The organism is Acinetobacter sp. WC-743 (assembly GCF_000335555.1).
Taxonomy (GTDB): domain Bacteria; phylum Pseudomonadota; class Gammaproteobacteria; order Pseudomonadales; family Moraxellaceae; genus Acinetobacter; species Acinetobacter bereziniae.
On sequence record NZ_AMFQ01000046.1, the window covers coordinates 82,438 to 102,775 of the forward strand.

16 protein-coding genes are annotated in these 20,338 nt (G+C 38.4%); 5 read left to right on the forward strand and 11 right to left on the reverse strand.

What is annotated here, in order from left to right; all coding sequences use genetic code 11:
• Window positions 1-35: 35 nt before the first annotated feature.
• From ACINWC743_RS06925 to cxpE, 4 genes are all read right to left on the reverse strand, one after another.
• Window positions 36-2,504, reverse strand: a complete 2,469-nt coding sequence (locus ACINWC743_RS06925) for a CSLREA domain-containing protein (protein ID WP_009584850.1) — start codon at window positions 2,502-2,504, stop codon at window positions 36-38.
• A gap of 10 nt (window positions 2,505-2,514) precedes the next feature.
• Window positions 2,515-4,323: a rhombotarget A gene (gene rbtA, locus ACINWC743_RS06930; protein ID WP_009584874.1), complete on the reverse strand. Its 1,809-nt coding sequence runs from the start codon at window positions 4,321-4,323 to the stop codon at window positions 2,515-2,517.
• A gap of 176 nt (window positions 4,324-4,499) precedes the next feature.
• Complete coding sequence (gene hda, locus ACINWC743_RS06935) at window positions 4,500-5,207, reverse strand: DnaA regulatory inactivator Hda (protein WP_004831456.1); 708 nt, start codon at window positions 5,205-5,207, stop codon at window positions 4,500-4,502.
• A 15-nt stretch (window positions 5,208-5,222) separates the two neighbouring features.
• Window positions 5,223-6,425: a chloramphenicol efflux transporter CxpE gene (gene cxpE / locus ACINWC743_RS06940; protein ID WP_009584859.1), complete on the reverse strand. Its 1,203-nt coding sequence runs from the start codon at window positions 6,423-6,425 to the stop codon at window positions 5,223-5,225.
• A gap of 135 nt (window positions 6,426-6,560) precedes the next feature.
• Here cxpE and purM point away from each other — a divergent pair, with 135 nt between their 5' ends.
• Both purM and purN read left to right on the forward strand, forming a co-directional pair.
• The gene (gene purM, locus ACINWC743_RS06945) at window positions 6,561-7,631 is read left to right on the forward strand and encodes a phosphoribosylformylglycinamidine cyclo-ligase (protein ID WP_004831458.1); all 1,071 of its coding nucleotides are present in this window, start codon (window positions 6,561-6,563) and stop codon (window positions 7,629-7,631) included.
• Between the two features lie 8 nt (window positions 7,632-7,639).
• Window positions 7,640-8,272 (forward strand): phosphoribosylglycinamide formyltransferase, encoded by a 633-nt coding sequence (gene purN, locus ACINWC743_RS06950; RefSeq protein WP_009584845.1) that lies wholly within the window; start codon window positions 7,640-7,642, stop codon window positions 8,270-8,272.
• Between the two features lie 154 nt (window positions 8,273-8,426).
• Here the strand turns inward: purN and ACINWC743_RS06955 are convergent, their stop codons facing one another.
• Both ACINWC743_RS06955 and sppA read right to left on the reverse strand, forming a co-directional pair.
• Window positions 8,427-9,224, reverse strand: a complete 798-nt coding sequence (locus ACINWC743_RS06955; protein ID WP_035300548.1) for an alpha/beta hydrolase — start codon at window positions 9,222-9,224, stop codon at window positions 8,427-8,429.
• A 381-nt stretch (window positions 9,225-9,605) separates the two neighbouring features.
• Entirely contained in the window at window positions 9,606-10,637 is a 1,032-nt protein-coding gene (gene sppA / locus ACINWC743_RS06960) for a signal peptide peptidase SppA (protein ID WP_004831461.1), read from the reverse strand.
• A gap of 195 nt (window positions 10,638-10,832) precedes the next feature.
• Here sppA and ACINWC743_RS06965 point away from each other — a divergent pair, with 195 nt between their 5' ends.
• Entirely contained in the window at window positions 10,833-11,792 is a 960-nt protein-coding gene (locus ACINWC743_RS06965) for a lysophospholipid acyltransferase family protein (protein WP_009584883.1), read from the forward strand.
• Here the strand turns inward: ACINWC743_RS06965 and ACINWC743_RS06970 are convergent.
• From ACINWC743_RS06970 to ACINWC743_RS06980, 3 genes are all read right to left on the reverse strand, one after another.
• The gene (locus ACINWC743_RS06970; RefSeq protein WP_035300542.1) at window positions 11,763-14,219 is read right to left on the reverse strand and encodes a DNA internalization-related competence protein ComEC/Rec2; all 2,457 of its coding nucleotides are present in this window, start codon (window positions 14,217-14,219) and stop codon (window positions 11,763-11,765) included. The genes ACINWC743_RS06965 and ACINWC743_RS06970 overlap by 30 nt on opposite strands.
• A 117-nt stretch (window positions 14,220-14,336) precedes the next feature.
• A complete protein-coding gene (lolD, locus tag ACINWC743_RS06975; protein WP_004831464.1) occupies window positions 14,337-15,032 on the reverse strand; it encodes a lipoprotein-releasing ABC transporter ATP-binding protein LolD in 696 nt (231 codons plus the stop codon).
• Window positions 15,025-16,260, reverse strand: coding sequence for a lipoprotein-releasing ABC transporter permease subunit (locus ACINWC743_RS06980; protein WP_035300544.1), 1,236 nt, complete (start codon window positions 16,258-16,260; stop codon window positions 15,025-15,027). Before ACINWC743_RS06980 ends, lolD begins: the two co-directional genes overlap by 8 nt.
• A 22-nt stretch (window positions 16,261-16,282) precedes the next feature.
• Between ACINWC743_RS06980 and ACINWC743_RS06985 the strand changes: the two genes are divergently transcribed.
• Together ACINWC743_RS06985 and ACINWC743_RS06990 are read left to right on the forward strand one after the other, a co-directional pair.
• On the forward strand, window positions 16,283-16,858 hold the full coding sequence (locus ACINWC743_RS06985; protein ID WP_005029975.1) for a PilZ domain-containing protein: 576 nt from the start codon (window positions 16,283-16,285) through the stop codon (window positions 16,856-16,858).
• A 22-nt stretch (window positions 16,859-16,880) separates the two neighbouring features.
• Entirely contained in the window at window positions 16,881-17,504 is a 624-nt protein-coding gene (locus ACINWC743_RS06990) for a LysE family translocator (protein WP_009584896.1), read from the forward strand.
• A 349-nt stretch (window positions 17,505-17,853) separates the two neighbouring features.
• Here the strand turns inward: ACINWC743_RS06990 and ACINWC743_RS06995 are convergent, their stop codons facing one another.
• Window positions 17,854-18,690 (reverse strand): SDR family oxidoreductase, encoded by an 837-nt coding sequence (locus tag ACINWC743_RS06995; RefSeq protein ID WP_009584836.1) that lies wholly within the window; start codon window positions 18,688-18,690, stop codon window positions 17,854-17,856.
• 80 nt (window positions 18,691-18,770) lie between these two features.
• Window positions 18,771-20,273 carry a flavin-containing monooxygenase gene (locus ACINWC743_RS07000; RefSeq protein WP_009584893.1) on the reverse strand — a complete coding sequence of 501 codons (1,503 nt, stop codon included), beginning with the start codon at window positions 20,271-20,273 and terminating at the stop codon, window positions 18,771-18,773.
• Window positions 20,274-20,338: the final 65 nt, after the last annotated feature.

Sequence of the window (20,338 nt, forward strand, 5' to 3'; positions counted from 1 at the left end):
CAGCTTCGAAAAGCTGGTTTTATAAACCTCAATTGTTATTTCGCTTGTTTATGCATCTGATAGCGACGATACCCGACCAATCCAAACAAACTAAATAAACTCACCCATCCAAACGCCCCACCACCACTGACACGTGGACTGCCTGGTGCTGTTCCAGAGTTTTGCAAAATAACAGTTGATGCACTGTTACCACTCGTATCAGCCGTTGCTGAATTAGAAATTTTTCCATCAGCATCATACACATAGTAAGTAAATTTATAACTGAATGGGTCAAGTGTGCTCCTGAGCTGAATATGAATCTTACCACCATAGCAGGTATATTTACCGTCATCGCCAGGACATGGTCCACTACGATCTGCTGTAATCACCACAGGGTCAATGGTATTTGCAATTCGAATAGGTAGCTCAATCCCTTCTGGATTGACATAGAATTTTGGTTTATTCGGTTTTGCTGTTAAGGCTGCAACATTTCCATCACCGTCATCATTGGCATATTGTAGTAAATCAACATCCAATGGTTTGGTTGAACCATATTCAATATTCAAAGTCACATCTTTTGTAATCGGTGCAATATTGGTAAAACTTCCAATGATATACGCTGAAGATTTTATGCTTGGATCTGCAATTAATTGCAACTGATAACTACAGAATTCATTATCACCTGATGGTGTAACATTATCATTGATACGCCATAACATGATTCTCTTCAGGTTTGGATTCCATTCACATTTAAAGTTTGGATCTTCTTTGCCTACAAATACCTTTTTATCATTCAATGTGCCCACACCAAGCGCTTTTACAGTTACTGTATAGTTATCCGTATTTAAATGTTTTACTACACGTGTATCTTGACCACTTGCATTTTTCGTTACAATCTCAGCAGGAAGATTCGCGGCAAAAGGATCAACAAATATTGTCCGATATTTCTGATCAGATTTGGTGTATTTGATTAAATTACTATAGGTTTCAACTTGTATTTTATAGAAAGGTATATAATCTTTATTGGTCGCTGGATCTTCCAATAACTTATTATAATTATCCAGTACAGTTTGATACGAGTTCAACATTTGTACGACAGAACTATTGGTTGCGCTAAGATTATTCGCTGTTAAGCGTAAAACCTCAGTTGAGCCGATATCACAAGAGTTGGCAACATCATTTATGCCATTCGAATTTTCTGCAATGACACGAGTTACACCACGCTGATCTTTACCACTACAGCCTGTATAACCGATATCCACCAAATCTTTGTCTGTCCCCAAGTTTTTAGGAAAATACATCGGCATAAAACCAGTAGATTCAGTAGGTGGCTCAAGTTCATTTAAAAGTGTTGAGAAGTTAATATTGCTGACGTCAAAGGTATTGTCTTTGCCATCTTTCCTAACTTCTTCTGCAACTTCGCATTGATCATTTCCCGTGGACATTGTCAAAGCGTTATAGGTCAGTACAACACGTGATTTTTCGACCTTGCTGACATCACCATCTGCATAACGACAAGACTTGCCAGTATTGTAGGCCAAAATATTATTACTTAATGCTTTTACACCATTAAAACCATATAACAATGTCGACCATGCGGTATTTTTAACAATGGTATTGCTCACTAAACTTAACGCGGAATTATTACTCAAATTCACCTTTCCTTGAGGTGTCTTCTGCGTAAATTGAATAATGCTACCTTGATTTGAATTTGCAATATTATCAGTAATGGTATTGGCGGTAAATGTAACCGAAGGTTGTCCACAAAAGCTAAACATACTTAAGCTATTTTCAGATCCATTTCTCAAAAAGCTTGCATAGTTAATTCCAATGGTACGTGTCGTAAATTCTAAATTATCTGAGCAGGTCATCCCAAGTACACTGCCTTGATCCGCACTATTCCCATCAAAAACGCCATAATTTATATTGAGTGAACTGGTCACATCATTTAAATAAATCGCACCACCAACTTTTGCCTTGGAATTCAGGACAGTGACATTATTTAAAGTCAGTGCTCCACCTGCATAAATTGCCCCACCAACGCTGTAATTACTGTCACCTAAACTTGAACCATCTTTTAAAATTAAATCATTGAGCACTAAGCCTGGTTTATTTTCATAGATGGTATTAAAAATACGTGAATTGCCTTGACCAGAAATTGTGGTTTTGATTGGCGTTGCCGCAGGAAATTGGTTGGTGAGTACATCAGGGCGACTGTAGTCTCCTGGTTCTTTCCCAACGATAGAGACATCAGAATTTGGTCTTAACTCTTTATTTAACTTATACTCACCTGCTTCTAACTGAATCACGTTCGGCACTGTTGAATATATTTGCCCAGCACTACAGCCACCATAAGCTTTGTGTATGGCAGCTGCGTGTAATGCTTCTCTCAAAGAACACTTGTCAGGATTTGTCCCATCTTCATCATCAAAAGTCGTGACATAAATCGTTTTATCTTCTGCCGCCATTAATGACATGGTCGACAATATAACAAGTGTCAGAAATCCTTTTTTATAGTTTTTCATCGTTAATCCCTTACTTATTTTTTAAACGTCTATAACCAGCTAATCCAATAAGACCTACGATAGAGAAAAACCCTAAACTCCCGCCAGATGTTTTGACTTTATAATCTTTAAAATCATCAGGTTTTCTTTGTACGACTCGTGCAGGTATCGTGATATAAGGGTTATCTGATTTATTAAAACTTGTTGTGGATGTCACTACACTAATTTTAAATTCATCTGAACCTTGCCAATTCCCATTCGGGGTATAAACCAGATCACCCGCTTGATCAATCACTAAGCTACCCTTAGACGGTGTATTGGTTTGCACTGTTTTAAGACAACCGATTTGCCATGGTTTACCATTGTCATCCACATCTCGATTGAAGATCTGTTTACATTTTTCAGGGCTCACCAACTCCCCATCTTGCAACTGATCAGCAATGGAAAATTTAGCTTTTTCACCATACAGAATGTCTTGTCCAACGAGAGAGATATTACTCGTGTCAATCACCAATTCAACTGAACCACGATCACACAATTCAGCATTTATGTCTCTATTCTTGCCACGCTGGTCAGTTGCTGAGCATGACAATATTTTATCTTGTGCTGCAGGTCCATGATTAATAATCAACGAGTCTTCTGCTGAATTATAGCTCGGTAAAATTCTTGGTAAAAAATATCCTAAGGCAATCGTAGGAGACTCTGCAAAAGGACATAAAATACCATTGCTACTATAGTCACATTTACCTTCAGTTGTTGCGCCTGCAATCAGTTGAGCATTCCCCATTGCAGTCGATTTAAACCCAGCACAGCCTGATGAGTAGAGGTTATTACTGATTTGCTCAGCTTCTCCACCAGCCACCACAGTACAATCTTGTGCACCATTTTGCGCAATAATACTATTGGCAACATAACCCTTCTTCTGCGGTGCATTCACAATCAAACCCATACTATTTAAAATCATGGTGATGTTATTAACTTGCATCGCATCATAAATTTTAATCACATAGCCTTTATTGTTAAAAATCGTGCTGTTTACGACTCCAAACAAAACAGAAGCACCTATCGCTTTTAATGCATCTTCTGAAAATTGATTTTGTGTTTCAAAATTTGAACTGCTACTGTTGCTTGTTTCATTGTCTCGAATCAATGATTGAGAAATAACAAATGATGGCAGCTCAGTATAAATGACGCCTCCCTCTGCTGCCTTATTGCCTTTAATTAAAGTTTTTGACAATACCACAGAACTGAGCGCGGTATTTGCGCTATATATACCCGCATTATAAATTGCGCCACCTTGTCGGGCAGAACCATCTAAAAGCTGACCGTTACTGATACCCAACGATTCTTTGTTATAAATCAAACCACCTTGATCCGCACAATTCGACTGCCCGCATCCTTTTAAAGTGATCTCATCAAAAGCAACACTAAGCATTGCAGGAGGAGTGGTTGCGTTTGGATCAATTGCTTTTTCAATTCGAAATAAACGGTCTTTACCTACCATTTTAATGATGGCATTTCTTCGTCCAACAATAGACTCAGTATCATTAACATTGGTTTGATAATCGGAGCCAAATGCCACATCTTTTAAAATATGTATTTGGCTATTCAGTGAATATTCTTTATTTGCCTGCAACATGATTTTTGCTGTTGCATCTTTACCACCACATCCGTTATAGCCAGCTTCAGGCATGCCCTGATTGACGTATTCAACTGCTTCCCTTAATGAACACTGATCGTCTGCTTTTACAATATCATCTGTTGTAGTGACAGTAATATTTGCACTGAATGCATGACCAGTAATACATAATAATCCTAAGCCTATGCCCCGTTTGAGCATTATAGTCTCCTTGATTTCTTTTAATTATTTCTTATTAGCCAGCATAATGCTTTGCTATCAGTCCTTTTTGCGTACTTTGTCACAGCTAATAAAAATTCTCAAGAATTTTTATTTATACGCTGTCGATCACATATCAGATTAAAGATAGATCAAAAATCACTATAAAATACAAATAATTATTGTCTATACTCATCAATCAATGCATAGAGTTGCCTTAGTGTCGCATGAGATAATTTAGTTTTCTCACCCTTCAATAATTTTTCTAGTTGATCAACAGATTGCAGTAGTGTACTCGTTTGATGTGGTCCATGTAATAGCAAATATTCCGTTATTTGCGGGTCAAAATGTACACCCCGACGTTCCAGAACAGAATGTAATAATGCATGACGATCTGCATAAGACTGCCCACTCGGTACTTTTACACTTACTGCTTGGGTTAAACGTGATTGTAAATCAGGAAGTTCGAGCTTTAATTCAATCGGCGCAAATCTCGATGAGAATACCAACTGCCCGCCATCTTCATTATTATTATTGATTAAATGGAAAACTGCTTTTTGCCAATGTGGCACACCACTGATCGCCTCAATATCATCTAAGGCAACCAGATCATAACTTTCAAGGGAAGTAATTGCTTCTATGGGAGCGTCCAACAACTCCAGTAAAGATACTTTTATTGCAGACTTACCAATTTCTAAATAAGAATCACAAATTGCAGAGAGTAAATGGCTTTTTCCAGTTCCAGCACCACCATAGATATAGAAACGATTCATCAAGCCCGCATGAAGCTGACGCACAGCATCAATTACAGGTCCCCAACCCGGTCCAGAAAAATCACTAATTCTGGCATCCAGTTGTGGTTCTATATCCAACTGTAATTGACGCATATATTCAAATCATTCCTAAAGTGGATTTTGATCAGTTTTAATCGATTCATCAGTATCTTGCGTGTTTTTTACTTCAATATCAAGATCAACTTGATCGCTTTCAACCGAAATTGTCTCAGAACTTCCAGTATTTTGTATGGTGACCAGTGTACTTTCTGACTTATAGAATTGACTGCGTTGATATAACTCTTTGAGATGTTTCAGTAAAACGACGATCACCGCAGCAACAGGAAGCGCAATCAACATCCCAACAAAGCCGCCTAATTGCGCACCAGCAAGTACCGCAAAAACCACAGCGACTGGTGATAAACCAATTTTATCCCCAAGAAGGAAAGGTTGCAGGATGTATCCTTCGATCAATTGCCCAACACCAAATACCGCTAAAACCATCAATAAATGTTTTACATCAAGACCAAATTGGAAGAAACAGGCAATAATGGCGGCAATAATACCTACACCAAAACCCAAATACGGAATAATGCTGCATAGACCTGCAATCATCCCAATAATCAATCCGACTTCCAATCCAACCAACTGTAAGCCAACGGCATATACGATGCCCAACAAGACCATGACTAAAAATTGACCTTTGACAAAAGCTCCCAAAACACTATGACATTCAGCAACGATGTTTAGAACGCTGTTTTCATATTGGCGCGGAATAAATCCCTTCATGCTTTCTAACATGCGGTTCCAATCGAGCAAGAAATAAAATGCGATAATTGGAATTAAAACAATCGTACCGCCAATCGAAATAAAACTTAATCCAGACTGCGCGATTTTTAACGCCATCGATTGAATACTGTCTGCACTATAGTTGGTTTGTACATAGTCCATGACTACTTTAGAAATCTGGTCTGTATCAAGCTCCATGTGCTCTACATTAAAATTATTGGATAACCACGGTAAAAAAGTCGCATTCACCCAATGAATTCCAGCAGGAATACTGTCGCGCGCATAGATTAATTGTTTCCAAACCAAAGGCACCACAAACCAAATTGCCCAAGTCAGCAATACACCTATTCCGATAAATACCACTGAAATAGACAGCCAGCGTGGTAAAAATTTAGTCAGCCTTTCAACTACTGGGCTAAACAGATAAGCGACCAGAAATGCAGCGACAAATGGAATCACGACTGGTTTCAGTAAGTACAAAATCCATAGAACAAAAGCGATTGCAGCAAGAATAAAAATTCGTTTTAAAGTCCGATCATGCATCGAATCACGCCTTTTTCAAATTTAATCATTATTGAGAGTAAAATATTTTAATAAAGATAACATTTTGGCGCATAAATAACATAAGAGTTTCGTATATTCAGGTATAATCCTCGCGCGAATGCGGAGACTTCAATTATGAGCAACTCAACTTCTACCCCAAACACTGGTTTAAGCTATAAAGACGCTGGTGTCGATATTGAAGCGGGCGACGCACTTGTCGATCGAATCAAATCAGTCGCTAAACGCACAACACGCCCTGAAGTAATGGGTGGTTTAGGCGGCTTCGGTGCACTTTGCAAAATTCCTAAAGGTTATGAAGAACCAGTTCTTGTATCAGGTACAGATGGTGTCGGTACAAAACTACGTTTAGCATTAAACTTAAACCGTCATGACACAATTGGTCAAGACTTGGTTGCAATGTGTGTAAACGACCTTTTAGTGTGTGGTGCAGAACCTTTATTCTTCCTTGATTATTATGCAACAGGTCATCTCAATGTCGATGTTGCTGCAAATGTAGTGACTGGTATTGGTCAAGGCTGTGAACTTGCAGGCTGTGCTTTAGTCGGCGGTGAAACTGCTGAAATGCCAGGAATGTATGAAGGCGAAGACTATGATCTTGCAGGTTTTTCTGTAGGTGTTGTTGAAGCAAGCAAAATTATTGATGGCTCTAAAGTTAAAGCGGGTGACGTTTTGATTGGTTTAGCATCTTCTGGTGCGCACTCAAATGGTTACTCTTTGCTTCGTAAAATTCTGGATGTGAAAAACGTTGATTTAACACAAATCATTGATGGTCGCCCACTTGCAGATGTTGCAATGGAACCAACGCGTATTTATGTTAAGCCAGTTCTTGAACTTTGCAAGCAAGTTGATGTACATGCCATGGCTCATATTACCGGTGGTGGCTTACCAGGTAACTTACCACGTGTACTTCCAAATGGTGCTCAGGCTGTAATCAATGAGTCTTCATGGGAATGGCCTGAACTGTTCAAACTTTTACAACGTGAAGGTGGTGTTGAACAATTTGAGATGTACCGCACTTTCAACTGTGGCGTGGGCATGGTGATTGCCGTTGATGCGAATGATGCAGATAAAACCATTGAAGTGTTGACCGCTCAAGGCGAAAAAGCTTGGAAAATTGGTCATATTCAGGAAAATCCAGCTTCTGTTGAAGGCGCTGACGAAAAAATTCGTGTCATTTTTGCCTAAGTTTTCGCATGATTAAAATTGCTGTACTTGTTTCAGGCAGTGGAAGTAATCTACAAGCCTTGATTGATGCCAATCTTTCAGGGCAAATTGTCGGGGTAATTTCCAATAAACCTGAAGCATATGCTTTAGAGCGCGCGACAAAAGCCGGTATTGCGACTCGTGTAATTGAACATAAAAATTATCCTAATCGTGAAACATTTGATGATGTTATGCATCAGCAATTAAAAGATTGGGATGTTGATTTGATCATTCTCGCGGGTTTTATGCGCATTTTGAGTGCCCCATTTGTAAATGCTTGGCAAGGTAAAATGGTGAATATCCACCCTTCTCTCTTACCAAACTACAAAGGTATGCATACCCATGAACGTGTTTTAAAAACTGGAGATGTGTGGCATGGTTGTACTGTGCATTATGTCACCGCTGAATTGGATGCAGGTCAGGCGTTAACACAAGGCATTTTAAAAGTTGATTTGCATGACAATGTACAATCTCTTGCAGCACGTGTACATGTTCTTGAACATTTAATTTATCCTCAAGCTGTTGAGTGGATCTGTAATGGCACCCTTCAACATTTGGATAATGGTCAAGTGTTATATAAAGGGCAAATGCTTGAAAAACCAATTCAGTTCTGTCAGTTTTAAACAACTTTTATGTTGAAATATGCTCCAAAAATGCATCTTAGGATGCATTTTTTATTGCTCAACATCATTCAATTCAAAATTACAAATTTCCAAATCAAATTCAATACGCATGTAATAGCCTGTCTACAGAAAAATCTATATCCCCTTAAAGCAATTATTTTTTTCGTATCAATTGCTTGACGAGTTCAACTGTTTCAACTGGATGCTCCAAAGGAAACATATGTCCCCCTGATGTGACTGTAAAAGGAATATTAAATTTCTTTTTCACGATTTGAGGAAATTTACGTTTTAAAAATGGACTGTCTGAACCAATCACCAAATCTACAGGTATTTGCGGTTGTGGATGCGGCAACCACCAATAAGATGGACCACTTCTAAAAATTGCAACTTCCACATCTTTAGGAATGGTTAAAGTGACTCCACCTCGCACATGATCTTCCGTTAAGGCATGATCAATATATGCTTGAAAACAATCTCCATCAAAATGCTGATAAAAACCTTTGGGTCTCAATAGCTCTGCTGCTTGTTGACGTGATTCCCAATGATCTCGTCGACGTAAGCTTAAATGCGCTGGGGTAATTTGATCAACTTTTTTTGGAAAAAAAGTTTTTGCAAGATTAAAAAATAATGAAGCTTTCCCCATAATTAAAGGGGGATCTAGCAAAATCGCTTGCTCAAATAAATCGGGGCGCTTAAACGAAGCTAAGAATGTCGCAACAGAGCCTAAAGAATGCCCTAGACCAATGACTTTACGACCATTGGATTGTTGCACAATGCTATCAATCACTTGATCAGCAAAGTTCGACCAATTGTTATCGATCGGATAACGTTGATCAGTTCCCAGTAACGATACATATATGACATCATATTGATCTTTTAACAAATCAAACAGTTTTGTATATACCTTTGAAGGTACACCGTTGGCATGGGCAAAGTGAATAACAGGTTTCATCTGAGATAAGCGAGTCATGTGTTCCTTTTACATTCAAAAATCTAGGCAATTGAAAACACTGTATAGGATAACTTGGCTTGCGTTAAACACTTTTTTTAGACTGTTTAGATTATTCTTTTGAATTCAGTTTGAATCTACTGATAATAAATGAAGAGAGAAAAACTTTGATTTTGCTTACTTTTCTTTCATTAACTGTCTGTATTGATTATTGAGGGACTATTCAGTATTTGTATATTTTTAACTATTGATCAAACATAGTTGGTTTTTCTCTGATCGCATTAAATTTGTATAAACACGAAAAATTGGCTTTTTATAGTATGGTTTTCATGCTGTAAAGCGTGATCAATTATAGATCACGCTTTACATATCAAGTGTTTAAAACTATTGCATTTTAACATCTTGGTTGGTACCCAGTTTTTGGTTGATTGCCTCACCGAGACCATGCCCCATTTCTGAACCCATACGTCCGATAATCGAATCAAATGGACTCCGTTCAACTGTGTAATTCACTGTTTTTTTGACTTTTAACTCACGTTTTAAACTTTCAATATTGCCGGCTTTATCGGCGATGCCGAGTTTGATTGCTTGCTCACCTGTCCAGAATAAGCCAGAAAAAATTGCAGGGTCTTGCGACTTTAACTTGGCACCACGACCTTGTTTTACAGCATCAATAAAATGATCATGGACATTGTCTAATAATGCTTGAATATGTGCACGTTGTTCAGGGTTAATTGGCTTGGTCATACTCAGAATGTCTTTATTATTACCAGACGTCATCGTACGATCTTCAACGCCTAACTTCTGCGCTAAACCACTGACCCCGTAGTTAGGCATAATGACCCCAATAGAGCCAACCAAACTTGATGGATTTACCCAAATCTCATCAGCAGCAGAAGCAATATAGTAAGCACCTGAAGCCCCCATATCACCAATCACCGCATAGACTTTTTTATCAGGATTCTGCTTTTTAAGATACTGAATTTCCTGCCAAATATCATCAGATTGAACAGGAGACCCACCAGGTGAGTTCACATTCAATACCACAGCTTTTGCTGATTTTGCTTCAAATGCTTTCTTTAACGATTTGATCGTATCAGTACTATTAACACCCTGACTACTTGAGTCAATTGTGCCCACAATATTGACCACGCCTAAATGATTTTCAGAGGTCATTGAAGCATCATCCGCACTGGATAAAGAACAACTTTTTACTAATGCAACCAAAACAAAGAGAATGTAAAGAAAAGTCAGAATTTTGAAGAAAATTCCCCAACGTCGACTACGGCGCTGTTCCTCTACAGAGGCAAGAACTGCTTTTTCTAAGATCTTCCATTCCTGCCCTGTAGGTTGCTGACCTACATTCGAGTTTAAATTTGTATTGTCATTTTGAGGTTTAGGTGGCCAATCGGACATTTATACCATCCAAATTAATTATTCATGCTTCATTATATACACGGAATCCGTATAATCTATTTAATCATTACGATTTAACTTATAATATTTCGCTAAATCTTAAAATTAGGGCTTATTGATATAGTGTAGTGGCTTGCAAAAGCCTGCTAAAACCAAGTTTACCCTATTCACCTCAGTAATAAATTCTTGATCCAGATGACTGATAAACATAAAACCATAACCACGCGATTGCTCAATTTCTTCAGCCAGCTTCCTATTCCTGTGGCTCGTTTTATTGCCCGAATTTTAGCTGGATTAGTGAATTTGTTACGTATCACCAAGACATCTGAAACTATTCGTCTCAATGTCGAAATATGCTTTCCGGAATTAGACAAAGCGCAACGCGAAAGAATTACAGAACACGCCATTCGCAATGAATTACAGTCTTATATGGAGTTTTTTACCGTTTGGGGTGGATCAAATCAAAAAAATATTGATCGTATTCATCATATACAAGGTGAACATTATTTTCATGATGCCATTGCAGCAGGTAAAGGCTTAGTACTAATCGTGCCGCATTTTGGAACTTGGGAAGTTATGAATGCTTGGTTTGCACAATACACTCAAATGACCATCATGTATGAACCGATCAAAGATGTCAGTGCCGATAATTTTGTACGTGCTGCACGAAGTCGTGAAAATGCTACCCTTGTACCCACGGATGAATCAGGTGTGCGTCAAATTTTTAGAGCCTTGAAACAAGGTGGAACAACCGTAATTCTGCCTGATCATACCCCTCATCAGGGAGGTGAACTGATTGAGTACTTTGGTATTCCTCTTTCTTCAAGCAATTTAAGTGCTAAATTGATTCAAAAAACCAAAGCCAAAGCACTGTTCTTATATGCCATCAGAAATGACAATCAAGGTTTTGACATGGTCATTCAACCTATTGATGAAGAAATCTATCAAGTCGATGCCAACCAAGGCACACGAATGATTTATCAATTATTGGAACAGCTTATTTGCCGATATCCCGAACATTATCATTGGAGTTATAAACGCTTTAAGGCCCATCCACTGCTTAAACAGATTTATAATGTTCCAAATAAAGAAGCAATGGAAATGACAAAGCTCATCCGCAATGGCTCAACTTTCAGCCCTGCCCAGCCATTTTAGTCTGTCACGAAAACTGTTTATTTTCATTTCTCCATTGCGATCAAGATCAATTTGAATAGTGCCCTGTTGACTGGTAGATTTTAGTGGAATATTCAAATGAGTCAGACGTTTTAATACGATCGGATGTGGGTGCCCATAACGATTGTTGTATCCTGCCGATACGATAGCAAGTTTAGGCTGTAGTTGTTTTAAAAAGGCATAAGAGGAACTGTTCTGACTACCATGATGTCCCAATACAAGCACATCTACGTTTAACTCAGGGTATTGTTGTAATAAATTAAACTCAGTTTCCCAACCTGCATCACCCATCAGCAAAAAGTTTTGATAGGACTTTGATTGTGGTACTTGAATATAGACCACACAGGACTGTTCATTTTTATCATATGCCACCTGACTGAGTTTATTCTGCGCAGGCGATAATATCGAAATACGAATCTCACCATATTGCCAGACTTGTCCTTGCTGACAATATTCAAATGAGTACGGTTTAAAACCTTCATGCTGTTCATTGGAAAAAACTTTATCAATCTTGATCTGCTTTGCAATCTGTGTAAATGCCCCACTATGATCTTGATCTAGATGGGTTAAAATCACTTGATCAAGCTGGCTAACCCCTTGTCGCATCAGATAAGGTAACATCACCTGTTGCCCGATGCTCAATTGAGTTTCATCCCATGCACCGCCAGTATCAATCAGCATGTTATGTTGGGGTAATCTGATAAGCACGGCCTGTCCCTGTCCAACATCTAGAACATTCAACTGAAAAATTGAAGCGCTTTGTTGAGGTAAAAATAATGGGCTTAAGCATAACAAAGCCCAAAATTTAGGAACTGTTCCTTGAGGAAGAAATACAATAAATATGGCAAATGCGATACATAAAATCTCGAGTTGGCTCAATGCCCACCAGCTCAACTCTCCCCCAAAAGATTGATCGAATAGTTCTAATACTGTGACCAAAATCGAAAGAAGCAGATCAGAAAACTGAAATATCCATAATCCAAGAGACTCAGAAAAAAAACTCAAAGAGGCTGCGATTATTTCAACAGGTACAATCAACGCCATCATTGGAATTGCAATCAAATTACTCAGAGGTGCAAGCCAAGAGAATTGTTGAAAGACCCATAAAACCAATGGCATGAGTGCAATAAAAATTTTCCATTGAGATTCGATCAAGAGATAAATAAAACGTTTGCTTTGTGTTTTCCATGTATCAATCTGTTGTTGATCTTGTTGCTGAATCGTTTGATAAATTCGAATCAAAATAAAACATGTTCCAAAAGACAAGACAAATGCTGCTGAAAGAATGCTAAAAGGATCAAACAATAATAAAATGCTGGCAGCCAACAATAGATGTTTAAGCGGTTGAATTTTTTGTTTTAACAAAATGATCAAACTTAAAATGATGACCGTCAGCATGGTTCGAAGTGCTGGAATTTCAAAACCGACAAAAGCGGTATAAAACACCACACAGATTAAAAATGGGTAAACCAGTAAATACGGTCGTGGCACTTTTAAAAAGATAGCGGGGAAAAGTTGCTTGATGACCACATTGAATAAAAAGCAAAAAAGTGTCGCAAAAATCAATACATGAGGACCCGAGATTGCCAATAGATGGGAAATTCCCATTTTTTTAAATAAATCTTGGGTCGCACTGGGTAATAAACTTTCATCACCTGTTAATAGTGCTAGTAATAATCCTTTATGCTGTAAAGATGAATGAGCAATTAAGTTCCTAAAATCGAATCTTAATTTTTCTATTTTTAATTGTGCTTGTTTCCACCATATGTGTTGATGGTCAACAAATGCAGCATACCCCATCTGTTTAACCTCATCAGTATCAATGAGATCAATTGACTTGGGTTGCAATATACCCAAAATATTTTCTTGAATACTCCATTTTTCTTTATCGAATGTGCCGTCTACCGCATAGCCGTGGATGGGCTTAATTTGTCCAGTCACCCGATAGTACTGCCCTAGTTGTAAAAGATCTGCTTGGGATGGATTGGCATATAGTATGAGTTGTGTGGTCTGTTTAGGTGCTAAAAGCTGAACTTTTTGTTGAATCGTAGCAGTATTTGAAAATTTTTCGCTAGATGTCGACGTTTTCTGTCTAACTTTATTGATATGAGCAATATAGATAATTTGATCAATTTGATGGTGTGGTGTATCTCTTAACGTCAGTCGCTGCGACAATGCGCTATCTGCATAATGCCAGCCGAGTAAACCACTGACTAAAGTGATTAAAGCTGTTTGAAGAAGCTTAAAATATATAGAGGCAATGATTTTATAGTTGAAATAATGACTTACAATCAGCAGAAGATTTGCTCCGATACCTAAACAAAGTAACAGATTAATATGTTGCGGCAACGGATATCCCATCAATGAAACACCCAATATCCATCCGATCAAGAGGCAATATAGAGACATATAATTGTTCGATTTTATTGTTTTCAGTATGTTGGTGTTGATTAAGCCCAATTTTTGAACTTAATCATGGATTATCAATATACACTTAAGATTCAATCATGAAAATGACTAAAAGCTTTATTCACCTACCCAGATACCATCTTGCATATGCAAAATACGATCTGCTGATTTTGCCAATTGCTCATCATGGGTCACGATTAACATTGCCATATTGAATTCCTCACGTAAATCACGCAGTAACTCAAAAATAGATTTTGCTGTTTTTCGATCAAGATTACCTGTTGGCTCGTCCGCAAGCATCAACTTCGGCTGGGTCACCAAGGCACGCGCCAAAGCCACACGTTGACGTTCACCACCGGATAGCTCCCCAGGTTGATGCGTTAATCGGTGTGATAGCCCAACTCTTTCAAGCAAATACTCAGCGCGAGCTTTGACCTGTTTAAACTCGGCATCCTTTCTTAACATCAACGGCATCGCAACATTTTCAAGCGCAGTAAATTCTGGCAATAAATGATGAAATTGATAAACAAAACCTAAGTTTTCGTTGCGCAGGAAACCACGCTCGGCTTCACCCAAGTTGTCAAAACGTTTGCCATTGAGGTTGACCATGCCCTGAGTTGGACGATCTAAGCCCCCTAAAATATGCAATAAGGTACTTTTACCAGAACCACTTGAACCAACGATAGAAACAAATTCACCTTGATGGACCTGTAGGGACAAGTCTTTAATCACATCTACATGCGATTTTCCATCTGTAAATGATCTATAAATATTTTCCGCTTCGAGTACCACGGGTTGTACTGCACTATTCATAACGAAGCGCCTCCGCAGGTTGAATTTTGGCAGCACGCAATGCTGGATAAATAGTGGCAATAAAGCTTAGACCCAGTGATAGCGTCACAATAATCACAACATCTTGCCATCTTAAATATGATGGTAAATAGTTAATGAAGTAAGCATCAAAAAGATGTAAGCCAAATGCTGTATTAAGCCAACCGATAAAATTACTAATACCTAAAGCTGAGATTACCCCTAAAATTGCTCCACTAACTGTACCAACAACACCAATCACTGTTCCCTGAACCATAAAAATTCGAGTAATAGTTGCTGGTGAAGCCCCCAGTGTTCTGAGAATCGCAATATCAGATTTCTTATCAGTCACCACCATCACCAATGAAGAAACGATATTGAATGCAGCCACCAAGACAATCAGAAAGAGCAATAAACTGACCATTGCCTTTTCCATTTGAATTGCACTAAACAAATTCCCATGTGTATACGTCCAGTCAGAAGCATAAAAACCACTTGGCAAATCGCGCACAATTTCATTGGCAACTTGAGGTGCTTGGAAAATATCATCAAGCTTCATTCGAATCCCTTGCGCACCATCTGGAAGACGTAGCAAAGTCGAAGCATCATTTAATGCGATGTAACCCAAGCTAGAATCAACCTCTGCACCAATACTAAAAATTCCTACAATTTTAAAACGCTTAAAACGCGGAACAACGCCTGCTGGAGAGGGTGTTGCTTCAGGTAAAACCAAGGTGACATTGTCATTGAGACTTAAACCAAGTGCATCTGTCATTTGTTTGCCTAAAACAATGCCATATTCACCTTTTTTCAGTTGATCTATGCTGCCTTCCACCATATGATTTTGAATAATTGAAACCTTTTTCTCATACTGAGGTTCAATCCCAGTCACCATGATGCCTGCAACTTGCCCCTGAGCAGTGAGCATGCCTTGTAATTGGGTAAATGGCGCAACACCAGTCACGTGTTGATGTTTTTCAATTTTTTTCGCAAGAACTGGCCAGTCTGTTAAAATTTGTGTTGAAGAAACAGTAGCTTGAGGTATCATACCTAAGACACGGTTCTTAAGCTCTCGGTCAAAACCATTCATAACAGATAAAACTGTAATCAGTACAGCAACCCCTAGGGTTAGACCGATCATGGAAACCAGAGCGATAAAAGAAATAAAGTGATTACTACGCCGCGCGCGAGTGTATCTCAACCCTATATACAGCGAGATTGGTTTAAACATACCATCTAGTCCGAGGTGTTTTATGGAAGCGTTACAGCAGCAAAATGAAATGATTGAACGTCGTGTCATGTCTCGAATTGATGCTGCATTGAGAATCAACTATCAAATCATTTCTGAAGAAGTTGCGCTGAACGATCCATATGATCCTAATTTTGTATTACCGCGCTATTTTCTACTACTTGCAGAATTAGATCAATTTGATCATGCACTTCACTACGAATTAGAACAATTAAATGAAAAAGATCAACAAATTGCTCGAATCTTATCCTTATTCAACCAAAAGTTAAACCTTATTACAGGGTCTCTTTACGATTCTATTGTACAAACCATGTTACCAACGCCACAAAACGTGAATTTTTCAGAAAGTGGCTTTAGTTTTATTAGTCAGCAATATCTTAAACAGGGCAGTTATATTCATGTGACCTTAAGTCACCCTGAAAATTTCTTTCATATTGCTGCCACAGCACAAATTGCATATTCGGAAACCGTTGAAAATGAACAGTATCGTGTAGGTGCTTATTTCATTACCTTACATCCGCAAGATAAAGTCAAACTTGCTGAATGTATTCAACAAAATACTATTTCATCCAGTGATTAATCTTTAAAATCGAGATTTGAATATGGATACCTCATTATTTGCGTTTTCACTCATTGCTTTGGGTATGGCACTCACGCCAGGTCCAAATATGATTTATCTTATTTCAAGATCATTGTGTCAGGGCCGTACAGCAGGTTTGGTTTCCTTGGCAGGTACTGCCCTTGGTTTTGTGTTCTATATGTTTTGTGCAGCGTTTGGAATTACTGCGCTATTGATGACAATTCCACTTGCTTATGATGTATTGAAAATAGCAGGCGCACTTTATCTGATTTATTTGGGTTGGAAAGCCATTAGCTCACCGCAATCGCCGTTTGAAGTACACAGTGTACAGTCTTACTCCAATTCAAAACTGTTTTTAATGGGTTTTCTAACCAATATACTGAATCCTAAAATTGCCATGATGTATTTGGCTTTACTTCCTCAATTTATCCAACCGCATGAAGATGCTGTACTTGTACAGACCTTGAAATTAGGTTTTGTACAGATTACTGTAAGCTTACTCACCAATGCCTTTTTTATTTTCTCAGCAAGTTCATTTACACAATTTCTAAATCGTCACGCTCTTTGGTTAAAGGCACAAAAATGGTTTATGGGAACTGTATTTTTTGGCTTAGCCACACAAATCATCCTGAGCTCAAAAAAGTAAAACTGTTAAATAGTCACAAGATACTAGAGTCAAGCTATTGAAAACTTATAAGGTAGAATATAATTTTTCTTGATCAAATAAATACAATGCGATGAAGCTATTGCTTAATGATATAAAGCTTTCATTGACACACTTTATACCTAAAGTTTAAATAGATTTGCGTAAGTAATACCTCACTTTGTACAAGCACTGTTTTATTTAAGCGCACTCTTACGCTACAAACAAATTAGTGTTTTGTTTTGGCTCATACACTCACGCTCAAGATGGCGACATCCATGTCAACTCAAGATACAAAGACCACCTATGATTCAAAACTGCAAAAATAAATGAATCACTTAAGTTAATACACTTATTTGGCTAACTTATGAATTCGTTTGGCATAACTCGAATGTGCAGAATGGTCAAGTTTAGTCAGTATTCCATCGTCACCTAAAACACGGCGTGCCCCTCTTTGTAACCATTGTGGTAATAAACCATAAGCGCCATGCACAGTTTGTAAATAATCAGGAACTGCAATGAATAAACGTGGCTTAATTAAAGCACTTACGACAGCATTGGCAACTTGCTGTGGGCTCACGGCTGGGATCGTTTTTGCCGCATTTTCAGTTCCCAAGGTCAGTTCAGTCAGCACCTTACTGGGAAGAATTGCAGTAAATTGAATATTTGAATCACGAAACTCGCCTGCAACTGCTTCAGTCAAACCAATCACCGCAAATTTGGTTCCAGAATAAACAGCTGAACCCGGTAAGGCAAAACGCCCTGCAAGTGACGCAATATTAACAATATGTCCTTGTTGTTGTTTGATCAGTTCAGGCAGTGCCAATTGCATTCCAATGACTACACCACGAAAATTAATATCAATTTGCGCATCTGCCAATGCTGGATCTTCATCAATAAATGCCCCCATTGGCATAATGCCCGCATTATTCACCAATGAATAAAGACTACCGTAATGTTGAATCGTGTTGTCAATAAATTGGGCAAATGATGTGCGATCTCTAACATCGACTTGAAAAGCTTTTGCGCCGATGCGTTTTGCTTCTTTTTCGGCCAACTCTAGATCAAGATCACCAATACTGACTTTTGCACCCAGTGCGATCAAAGCTTCTGCTGTAGCCAAACCTATACCACGTGCTGCACCTGTAATCGCAATCACTTTGCCTTTTAATTGTTGTTTTTTAAACATGGATTTATCCTTTATCTTATCAGCAATTTAAGTTGCTTATTTTAGTGAATTAGCACGCTATATCTTGATCTTGTAAAAAATCATGATGCTGATTTTGTCTCTGGTTTATAATCAACACGATATTCTCGGAGATTAAAACGTTTCATTTTTTCACGCAGCTTAAATGTGGTCCATGGCCAGACTGTACTGTTACGACCATTTCGATCAATGAAATAGCTTTGACATCCACCTTTATTCCAGACTGTGGTTTGTAATGCAGCTTGAACTTCCTCATTGAACATTTTGGTCTTTTCTGGATGAGGCTCGATGGTTTGAATCCCCAAACGGATCGCCTGCTTTAAAGCATCTATGATATAGCCCAATTGCGCTTCAATAATGATAAAAGCAGAAGAACTCACCGCGATATTCGGTCCAAACATTAAAAAACCATTCGGGCAGTTTTCTACCATTGTTCCCATATAACCTTCTGGACTACCTTGCCAAACATCTGACATCCGTTGTCCAAAACGGTTATATACCCGTTTGGCAATCGGTGGTTCAGCAATTTCAAAGCCTGTTCCAAGAATGATTACATCTGCTTCACAACTTTCACCATTTGAAGCAATTAAAGTATTGCCTTTAATTTTAGTTAAACCACTGGCAATGACCTCTACATTGTCTTGTGCCAATGCTGGATACCAATTGTTGGATTGTAAAATACGCTTACAGCCAATGATAAAATTAGGAGTGAGCTTCTGGCGTAATTGCGGATTTTTAATATGATAGTTCAAATGCCATCGTGCTAGTTTTTGAAATTGCTTCATGGCTGCTGGACTTTGAATTCCACCATTAATGGTTTCAAAAATTCCATACACAGATCCACGCATGAGTTGTTGCGTCATCGGCAATAACTTAAACATGGCACGAATAGGCGCCAGTAAAGGCATATCAGATTTTGGCAATACCCATTGTGCTGTACGCTGAAACACCGTTAATTGTTGCACCATCGGCTGTATTTGCGGTACAAACTGTAGTGCAGATGCCCCTGTTCCAATTACTGCAACTCGTTTTCCTGTTAAATCAATATCGTGACGCCACTGTGAAGAATGGAAAATCTCGCCTTTAAAATGCTCAATCCCTTTGACATTTGGTAATACAGGTTCATGCATAGGACCACAAGCAAGAATAGCAAATTGTGATCTCAATTCACCTTGATTGGTTTGGATGATCCAACAATCTTCTGCATCCGACCATTGTGCTTCAAGTGCCTCACGATTTAAGTGTACATGAGGCATGATCTTGTATTTATCTACGACATCAAACAAATACTGTTTAATTTCCTTTTGTTGAGCAAAAACTCGAGACCAAGCAGGGTTTTGTTCAAACGAATAAGAATACAATGCCGAAGGAACATCACAAGCACAGCCTGGATAAGTGTTTTCTCGCCATACACCGCCCATTTCTGCCGCTTTTTCCAACAAGATAAAATCTTCAATGCCCGCTTCTTTCAATTTGATCGCTGCACCCAGACCCGCAAAACCACCACCGACGATAATCACTCGATAAAAGATTTGATCCTTTGCATTATTTTTCTTTTGTTCCATATTAAAAATCGCTTAGAATGTGATCGACTGGAATAAAATGTCAAAAACGGAATGGCTTGTCAATT